The organism is Alcanivorax sp., from assembly GCF_051117345.1.
GTDB lineage: Bacteria > Pseudomonadota > Gammaproteobacteria > Pseudomonadales > Alcanivoracaceae > Alcanivorax.
In genome coordinates this window covers 1-8,713 of record NZ_JBNPEC010000206.1, presented here as the reverse complement: position 1 = coordinate 8,713, position 8,713 = coordinate 1, and the positions used below count along the sequence as shown (strand labels likewise).

Annotated in this window: 10 protein-coding genes; 2 read left to right on the top strand and 8 right to left on the bottom strand. The window is 58.1% G+C overall.

From position 1 onward, the window contains the following. Positions 1 to 57: 57 nt before the first annotated feature. The 3 genes from ACFE0K_RS13065 to ACFE0K_RS13055 form a co-directional block, all read right to left on the bottom strand. Positions 58 to 339, bottom strand: a complete 282-nt coding sequence (locus ACFE0K_RS13065) for a hypothetical protein (RefSeq protein ID WP_434536476.1) — start codon at positions 337 to 339, stop codon at positions 58 to 60. Further along, entirely contained in the window at positions 332 to 1,978 is a 1,647-nt protein-coding gene (locus ACFE0K_RS13060) for a nitrite/sulfite reductase (protein ID WP_434536475.1), read from the bottom strand. Before ACFE0K_RS13060 ends, ACFE0K_RS13065 begins: the two co-directional genes overlap by 8 nt. Before the next feature lie 156 nt (positions 1,979 to 2,134). Further along, positions 2,135 to 2,368 carry a DUF2970 domain-containing protein gene (locus ACFE0K_RS13055; protein ID WP_273009567.1) on the bottom strand — a complete coding sequence of 78 codons (234 nt, stop codon included), beginning with the start codon at positions 2,366 to 2,368 and terminating at the stop codon, positions 2,135 to 2,137. A 200-nt stretch (positions 2,369 to 2,568) separates the two neighbouring features. On the opposite strand from ACFE0K_RS13055, the gene nfuA reads away from it, so the two are divergent. Continuing rightward, on the top strand, positions 2,569 to 3,165 hold the full coding sequence (gene nfuA / locus ACFE0K_RS13050) for a Fe-S biogenesis protein NfuA (protein ID WP_290538542.1): 597 nt from the start codon (positions 2,569 to 2,571) through the stop codon (positions 3,163 to 3,165). A gap of 160 nt (positions 3,166 to 3,325) precedes the next feature. Here the strand turns inward: nfuA and ACFE0K_RS13045 are convergent, their stop codons facing one another. From ACFE0K_RS13045 to ACFE0K_RS13035, 3 genes are read right to left on the bottom strand one after another with little or no spacing between them, the layout of a single operon-like run. Next, positions 3,326 to 4,117 (bottom strand): M48 family metallopeptidase, encoded by a 792-nt coding sequence (locus tag ACFE0K_RS13045; protein WP_434536474.1) that lies wholly within the window; start codon positions 4,115 to 4,117, stop codon positions 3,326 to 3,328. A 7-nt stretch (positions 4,118 to 4,124) separates the two neighbouring features. Continuing rightward, positions 4,125 to 5,786, bottom strand: coding sequence for an ABC1 kinase family protein (locus tag ACFE0K_RS13040; protein WP_434536473.1), 1,662 nt, complete (start codon positions 5,784 to 5,786; stop codon positions 4,125 to 4,127). Further along, positions 5,783 to 7,201, bottom strand: coding sequence for a haloalkane dehalogenase (locus ACFE0K_RS13035; protein WP_434536472.1), 1,419 nt, complete (start codon positions 7,199 to 7,201; stop codon positions 5,783 to 5,785). Before ACFE0K_RS13035 ends, ACFE0K_RS13040 begins: the two co-directional genes overlap by 4 nt. 89 nt (positions 7,202 to 7,290) lie before the next feature. Between ACFE0K_RS13035 and ACFE0K_RS13030 the strand changes: the two genes are divergently transcribed. Next, on the top strand, positions 7,291 to 7,614 hold the full coding sequence (locus ACFE0K_RS13030; RefSeq protein ID WP_434536471.1) for an SET domain-containing protein: 324 nt from the start codon (positions 7,291 to 7,293) through the stop codon (positions 7,612 to 7,614). Between the two features lie 77 nt (positions 7,615 to 7,691). Here the strand turns inward: ACFE0K_RS13030 and ACFE0K_RS13025 are convergent, their stop codons facing one another. Beyond that, entirely contained in the window at positions 7,692 to 8,369 is a 678-nt protein-coding gene (locus ACFE0K_RS13025) for a pseudouridine synthase (protein ID WP_434536470.1), read from the bottom strand. A 91-nt stretch (positions 8,370 to 8,460) separates the two neighbouring features. Next, the coding region (locus ACFE0K_RS13020) for a S16 family serine protease (RefSeq protein ID WP_434536469.1) at positions 8,461 to 8,713 on the bottom strand (253 nt) is incomplete at its 5' end.

The following is an 8,713-nucleotide window of genomic DNA, read 5'->3' as shown; positions in this document are numbered from 1 at the left end:
AGGCAGGGCAGGCCCGGTTGGCCGTGCTTGGCGCGTGAGGCAGTAGGGGGTAGGAGGTTAAGGGGGATAGGAGTAACCGGGAGCGTGCGTGGGGGCGGGGGGGTGGATGGCGACGGGCGGCCGGCTGGCCAGATCGTCGGCCAGGTCCTTGGGCTCTTCGCCCGGTGCCAGCCAGACGGCCACATCGCCACGGGTGATCAGGGCATCGCGGTTTTCTTGCCAGTAGGCCAGCGGCACAATGATTTTGCCCTGTGCCGGCACGCCGTTTTCCAGAGCGTCTGCTTCCAGGCGCTGCCACTGGTTGTCCACGATGGCGCCATCAATGATTACCTTACCCATAGATGCGCTCCTTGAACGGGTCCATGCCAATGCGCTCGTAGGTGTCGATAAACGGCTCGTTTTCCAGCCGTTTTTCCACGTAGAGCTTGATGATATTTTCAACCACATCGGTGATCTGGTCAGACTCGAAGGACGGGCCCAGCTTCTCGCCCACGCGGGATTCCCTGTCGCCACGGCCGCCCAGAGTGACCTGGTAGAACTCCTTGCCTTTCTTGTCCACACCCAGAATACCGATGTGGCCAATATGGTGGTGACCGCAGGCGTTCATGCAACCGGAAATGTTCAGGTCGATGAGTCCCAGATCGTGCACGTAATCCATGTTGTCGAAGCGGCGTTGGATGGATTCGGCCACCGGAATGGATTTGGCGTTGGCCAGGGCGCACAGGTCGCCACCGGGGCAGGCCACGATATCGGTGATCAGGCCCAGGTTGGGAGTGGCGAAACCGAGGGCGTCCAGGGCTTTCCACAGGTCGTAGAGATCCGAGGCGGCCACGTCAGCCAGTACCATGTTCTGCTGGTGGCTGTTGCGCAGCACGCCGAAACTGTACTGGTCCGCCAGATCGGCAACGGCTTCCAGCTGCTCGTCGCTGATGTCGCCCGGTACCCGCCCGGTTTTCTTCAGGGTCAGGGTGACGGCACGATAACCGGCCTGTTTGTGAGCACGGGTATTGGTGTGATACCAGCGGCTGAACGCCTTGTCTTCGGCCAGTTTTGCATCCAGGGCGGCACTGTCCACGGTCTGGTAGGCCGGGGTGCTGAAGCAGGACTGAATACGTTCCACTTCTTCCCGGGTCAGGGTCATGGGGCCATCTTTCAGCTCGGCGAATTCCTGTTCCACCAGCTCGCGGTACTTGTCGGCGCCAAGTGCCTTCACCAGGATCTTGATCCGTGCCTTGTACTTGTTGTCCCGGTTACCGTACTTGTTGTACACACGCAGGATGGACTCCAAGTAGGGCAGCAGGTCCTGCCAGGGGACAAACTCGCCAATCACGGACCCCGTCATGGGGGTACGGCCCAGGCCGCCACCAGCCCAGACCTGGAACCCGGTCTCGCCGTTGGCATCGTGAACCAGCTGTACGCCGATATCGTGGACGCCGATCAGGGCCGGGTCCGCGTCGGGCACGGCATTCACGGCAATCTTGAATTTGCGCGGCAGGTAGGCGAATTCCGGGTTGAAGGTGGACCACTGGCGAATGATTTCACACCAGGGACGCGGGTCTTCAATTTCGTCCGGATTCACACCAGCGAATTCATCGGTGGTGATGTTACGGATACAGTTGCCGCTGGTCTGGATAGCGTGCATCTGCACGTCGGCCAGTTCGGCAAGAATATCCGGCACTTCTTCCACGGAAGGCCAGTTCAGCTGAATGTTCTGGCGAGTGCTGACGTGGCAAAAGCCCTTGTCATAGGTGCGCACAATATGAGCCAGACGGCGCAGCTGGCGGCTCGCCAGTAAGCCATAAGGAACGGAAATACGCAGCATCGGCGCATAACGTTGGATATAGAGGCCGTTCTGGAGACGCAGGACGAGAAACTCGTCTTCGCTCAATTCTCCAGCCAGATAACGGCGGGTCTGGTCGCGATACTGCGCAACCCGCTCTTCCAGCAGTCGCTGGTCATGCTCCTGATAGACGTACATGGGACCGATTCACCGTCCTTTATGCTTGAAATTCAACAAGTAAGCGTCGCCCTCGGGGGAGGGAGAGCGGCACTCTAACAAAGCGCCCTTATAGTGAAAAGAAATATCTTGGCATATCGCTATAACGGGAGCTGATGAAACTGGGGAGCCTCGGGCTCATTTCGCGGCGGCATCCAGCACCATATTTACGGTGACGATCATGCCGATGATCAGAGCCAGAACCAGCACCACATAGACGCCGATGTAGTTGCCGGCATCGCCCTTGGTGAAGTCGCGCTCGCGGTTTTTCGAGCTCTGGACCCCGAATAAAGCGGCCAGAATGCTACTGATCGTCTGGATCAACGTCGGTTTTTTACCCTGATCGGAAGGGGTGTGATGCTGCTCGGACATGGAAAATCCTGCGTTTTGGCGATTGGCTAAACGATGAAATTACGCCCACTATTGTACGCTTGCCTGGCGCGGTGTAACAGCGGAGAAGGGCAGGGTTGAATTCACTTCACCACGGCACCATTGCAACTGGGGAATACCTGACTAAAATAGTCAGGAAAGCATTACCACCCCCAGGTGGCCATTCATCCCGAACAGGAATCATGATGGCAGAGCAGTTGATCGACATTACCGAAACCGCCCAGGATTACTTGCGTGACCTGTTGGGCAAGCAGGATCAGGGCGATATCGGCGTGCGCATTTTTGTAGAGCGTCCCGGTACCCCCCATGCGGAGTGCTGCATGGCCTATTGCCCGGATGGCGAACAGGAAGACAGCGACGTGCGCTACGACTACGAAGGCTTTCACGCCTGGGTGGAAGGCAAGAGCGTGCGTTACCTGGAGGATGCGGTGATCGACTACAAAAAAGACAGCATGGGCGGTCAGCTGACTTTCCGCGCCCCGAAATCCCGGGTGCCTGATATCAGTGAAGACGCCAGCATTGAAGAGAAAATCAATTATGTGCTGTATGCCGAAATTAACCCCAACCTGGCAGCTCATGGCGGCAGCGTCCAGCTGTTGGAGCTGACGGAAGATAACGTGGCCGTGCTCGAATTCGGCGGCGGCTGCCAGGGCTGCTCCGTGGTGGATGTGACCCTGCGCGACGGCGTGGAGAAAACCCTTAAGGAGCGCGTGCCGGACCTGACCGGTGTCCGTGACAAGACTGACCACACTGTTACGGATAACGCTTACTACAGCTAAAAGTGGCAAGTTCAAAGTTGTAACACGAGTAAGGCTATTCAATAGCCCGAAAGCAAAAAGGCCGCGCCCATACTTTGGACGCGGCCTTTTGCATTTCAGGACAGAGTTAACCGGTCCCGCGCGCTATTAACTATTCACTGTTAACTATTCATTGCCTTTCTCATCCACACTGCGGCTTGCGTCCCGCCGCCTGTGCCTGCTGATAAAGGGGCATCACTTCCGGGATACGAGCTCGCAGACCTTCAATCCGGGTGGAATTGGAGGGGTGAGTGGACATGAATTCTGGCGGCTCGTTACCGCCATTGGCCGCTGCCATGTTCTGCCACAGATTCACGCTTTCGCGGGGATCGAAACCGGCCTGAGCCATCAGCTGGAGGCCGATGATATCGGCTTCGGCTTCATGCTTGCGGCTGAAGGGCAGGGCGAGACCGTATTCTGCACCCACCCCCAGTGCGGCCATCACTCCCTGTTTGGCTGCGCTGTCCTGGCCGGCAAGAGCGCCCAACAACTGCATGCCGCTTTGCGTGGCATATTGCAGGGACATGCGCTCGTTGGAGTGCTGGGCTTGCACATGACCGATCTCATGGCCGATCACGGCGGCAAGCTGGCTCTGGTTCTTGGCCACATTCAGCAGGCCGGTATGTACGCCGATCTTGCCGCCCGGCAAAGCAAAGGCGTTGGCGCTGTCTTCCTGGAATACCGTGACTTCCCACTGCTGGTTGCTACCCACTGTGTCGGTGATGGCATTGCTCACGCAAAGGACGTAGTTCACTTCACGGCTATTCTTGCTCTGGGGTTTTTCTTCTTTCATCTGTGCGTAGGCTGTGGTCCCCATCTCGTCCATCTGGTCGGCAGGCATCAGCAGGAACTGATTGCGGCCCAGTGGTGAGGTGGCACAGGCCACAAGCCCGGCGGTGAGGGCGGAAACCGTGATCAAACGGCGAAATTTCATTGTTCTGTTACTCCCATTCCCGCAGAAAACGGCGGGACACAAACATAAGCCAGCTTGCCCAGCCGGCACTTCCGAGGAAGATGATAAGGCCAAACAGGGAAATTTCCCATGGTGCAGGGGGGACTCGCCCGGCCAGCATCAATGAACCGCCGATAAAACCGGCTGCCACCAATAATGCTTGGACCTGCCGATACTGGCCGCGTTCCAGACGTGCCACGAGTCTTTCCAGGTGGCGAGGATCAATGCTGCCCTCCTGTTGTGGCGGTAAATTGCTGGCATGGGGCGGCGCATAGACCTTGTCCACCACGTCCAGCGCGCGCAGGCTCAGACTTTTGGCCAGACGCACCGGGGAATAACGGGTACGGATCATGCGTTTGAGCAGTGGCTCCGCCTCGGTCATCAGATCGAAATCCGGGTTGAGAAGACGCCCGAACCCTTCCAGCGTGATAATCGCCTTGATGAACAGGGCGATATCACTGGGCAGAACCAGGTTATGGTTGCGCACCAGGGCGGTGATATCCGTGAGCAGGGCACTGATATCCAGCTGTGACAGGGAGACGCCGTGATACTGACTGATCACGTCTTCCACGTCAGACACTAATTGATCAAAGCGGACCGGTTGGCCATCGGACCAGTTGGAGAGCACCGCCGCGCATTGCTCGGCCTCGCGTAGCACCACCGAGCGGGTGATCTGCAGGATCTGCTCGCGGCGGCTATGGCTGAGTTTTCCCACCATGCCGAAATCCAGCATGGCGATGCGGTTTCCGCTCTGGATGATGAAGTTGCCCGGGTGCGGGTCGGCATGAAAAAAGCCGTCCTCCAGAGCCATCTTCCAGGCGGCCAGGGCACCGCGACGGGCGATCAGTACCCGGTCGAGGCCTTCTGCATCCAGTTGGTCTGTGGCACGGGCAGGAATGCCCTGGATATGCTCCTGCACCTGCAGAGTCTGCGATGACAGCTCCCAATACACCCTGGGAACGGTGAGCCACTTGAGGGAACGCATGTTCTTGCGAATGCGGTCCGCGTTGCGCGCTTCGATGGTGAAATCCAGCTCTCGGGTCAGTGACCGTTTGAATTCGCGCACTAGTTCCACAGGGCGATAGCGGCGTAGCTCCACGGAGTTGTCCGCCGCCAGTTTGGCGAGCTGGTCCAACAGGCGCAGATCGGATTCGATTTTGGCGCGGATGCCGGGTTTCTGGATCTTCAGCACCACTTTCTGGCCACGGCGGGTAAGGCCACTGTGCACCTGACCGATGGAGGCGACACCGATGGGCTTCGAGTCGATGCGGGCAAACGCCGACTCCAGCGGCTTGCCCAGGGCCGCTTCGATATGGGGGACCAGCTCTTCATAGGGGATGGCGGTGGCCTGATCCTGAAGCTTCTCGAACTCGGCAATCCAGTCCAGCGGGAACAGGTCTACCCGGGTGGCCAACACCTGCCCCAGTTTGACGAAGGTGGGGCCCATCTCTTCCATGGCATGGCGCAGTCGTTCGGCGGTGCCCATACGAAGCATGTCCGGGCGCATGGAACTGCGCACCAACTTGCCGGCATGTTCCACGGGAGTGGAAAGCCCCAGCCGACGAATCACATCGGCAAAGCCGTATTTGAGCAGAATGGTGGCCAGCTCATTCATGCGTAACAGATCTTTGCCGGTGTGGAGGATGCTCACGGGGAATTTCCTTTTGTCGTACTCTCCTGATCAAGCAACCGCTGTTTCAGGGCTGTGCCCCAGTAGAATCCGCCATGACCCCCATCGGCACGGGTGACCCGGTGGCAGGGTACCAGGATCGCCAGACGGTTCTTGCCCACCGCCTGACCTACGGCCCGGGCCTGGCTGCCAAGTTGCCTAGCAATCTCGCCATAGGAACGGGTGTTGCCGGGAGGAATGCGTAACAGGGCTTGCCACACCTGTCGCTGGAACGGTGTGCCGCAAAGATGTAACGGGGTTGGCGCGGAATCGGGGTGGTCCAGGGTTGCCAGCAGTGTCGGCGTGGGTTGCTCAATGAGAGTCGCGGCGGGAAAGCGCTGTTTCAGTCTGGCCAGCGCGTCGTCCTTGTGGTTGCAGAAATCAAAGTGGATCAGACCGTGAACGGACTCGGCGACCAGAGCATGACCATGGCGGTTTTCGCCATAGTACCAGGTCAGTTGGGCTGCATAATTGTCGGATTCATGCAGACGCGGGCTTGCGGGGGTGGCCGGCGCTGCTATTGTTTCCGTCAAGGGATGCAGCCAGTGCTCGATCGCTTCAGCGATAGCCTCAGGGTTATCTTCCTGCACATAGTGCAACCCACGGCCGCAATCGGAAATATCCAGATTGGGGATCTGATCCAGCAACCAGCGAATGCGCGTCGGGCCGAGCACGGCCCCGGGGCGAAACCGCAGTAACAGCATGGGCTGAGGCATGCTGGCCAGTCCCTTTTCAATCTCCTCAATGGCCTGCCAGGTTTCATCCTGACGATCATTGATCGGTAGCTGGTTGGGCCAGACATAGACCGGGTAGCGGGCCGCCCGTTGATGAAACGGCTTCTGGTAGATGCGCCTGACGCTGCGCGGCAAGTGGCGGATAACCCCGAAAGGCAGCACCATCCTGACAAACAGATTGCGGTTGATAATCAGAAACCGGCCCAGCCGTTCCTGTCGGAAGGCGAAGAAAAGCGGGCGCAGAGGCAGGGGGAACTCATCCCAGTCACAGGTGAAGGGGAAGGTTTCCATAAAGCACAGGCGGCTGACCTTGTGCGGTTGCTGCTGCGCCAGTCTAAACCCGAGCGGCCCGCCCCAGTCGTGTAATACCAGGGTAATGTCGGAGAGCCCCAGCGAGGCAACAAAGTCTTCCAGATAGCGGTAATGCGTCAGAAAGCGGTAATCAATATCGGGTTTGTCGCTGTTACCAAAGCCGATAAGATCCAGAGCGATACAGCGATAGTGGCTACGAAGCGGCTTGATCACGTTGCGCCACAGGTAACTGGAGGTGGGGTTGCCATGGATGAACAGGAGCACCGGGCCTTCACCTTCATCAATATAGTGCAGGCGGTGGCCATTCAGCGTGACGTAACGTGACTCAAACGGAAAATCCGCAAAACCCATGACATGCATCCCTTGCATCGAATTTTTCAACTGTTACCGCTTTTCTGGCAAGATGCCATGGCTGTGTCAGTAACGTAAAGTGCGAAAAAATGTCAAAACCCTATCTGCGTGACGATCTATTGGAAGTGCGCCATAGCGCGGTTCACGGTCGAGGCCTGTTTGCCAGCCAGCCTATCAAGAAAGGTACCGAGCTGGGGTTGTGCAAAACCAGGTCTGCCAAAAGAGATGGCCCCTACGTATTAACGCTCGATGACGAGGGCAACGAGCGTTACCGGGTACTCTGCGACCTGCGTTTTATCAACCACGGCAAGAAGCCCAATGTGGCTTACTATGACGACCTGACCGTGGTGGCACTGAAGTCCATCAAGGCCGGGGAAGAGCTGCTACACGACTACGGTGATGATTGGGACTGAAAAGGCAGTGAATAGTTAATAGCTAAAAACCTGAGCTGAAATCCCGTAGGAGCGCCGCTTGAGGCGCGAATCGTTGTTCAAAACGGGCAGGGTGAGGTGAATTCCTGCCATAGCCCGGTCACCGGGTGGTTGAAGGCCAGCCATTCCGCGTGCAGCAACAACCTCGGGCTCAATGCCTCGATTTCCGCCGGCGCATACATGTCGCAGCCAATGATGGGATGGCCCAGCTCCCGGCAGTGAATCCGTAGTTGATGGCTGCGGCCGGTGACCGGGCTTAACGCCAGCCGGGTGCGGTTGCGGGCTTCGTCCCGTTCCAGCACCTGGTAATGGGTGAGGGCGGACTTGCCTGTATCGTAACAGACCTTCTGCAACGGCCGGTTGGGCCAGTCCGCGATCAATGGCAACTTGATGCTGCCGCTATCCTTTTCTACCAGGCCGTGCACCACTGCCTGATAGCGTTTCTTCACGGTACGTTGCTGGAACAGCCGGCTGAGCTGGCTCTGCGCCTGGCGGGTGAGAGCAAACACCATGATGCCGGACGTATCCAGATCCAGCCGGTGTACCAGACGAATATCCGGGTCCTTGCGCGCCAGGCGCCGAACGGCACAGTCCTGATTTTCCGGTGCGCGCCCCGGCACACTGAGCAGGTAGGCGGGTTTGTTGACCAGCAGAATATGCTCATCCCTGTACACCGTGCTCACCCGCTCATGGCAGATGGGCACGATATAGTAGGGTTTTTCGGCGGGTGAATTCATCGGGCAGTTCGTCGTTGAGATCGCAGAGATACTGACTCCGGGACCTCAGTCCGTTTTTGCCTTTCGCTACTCATCACTCGTTTCTCGCAACTCATTTACCCCAGAGTATCTGAAAGACATCGTCGTACTGCTTGGCAAAATGCACAGTGAGTCCGTCTTTCAGGTATTCCGGTAGTTCGTCGAAATCACGACGACAGGCGTCCGGCAAAATCACCTCACGAATACCCACACGCCGGGCGGCAATGATTTTTTCACGGATGCCGCCAACCGCCAGTACCTTGCCGGTGAGGGTCAGTTCGCCGGTCATGGCCACCTTGCGCGGCAGGCGCTTCTTCAGCAGCAGC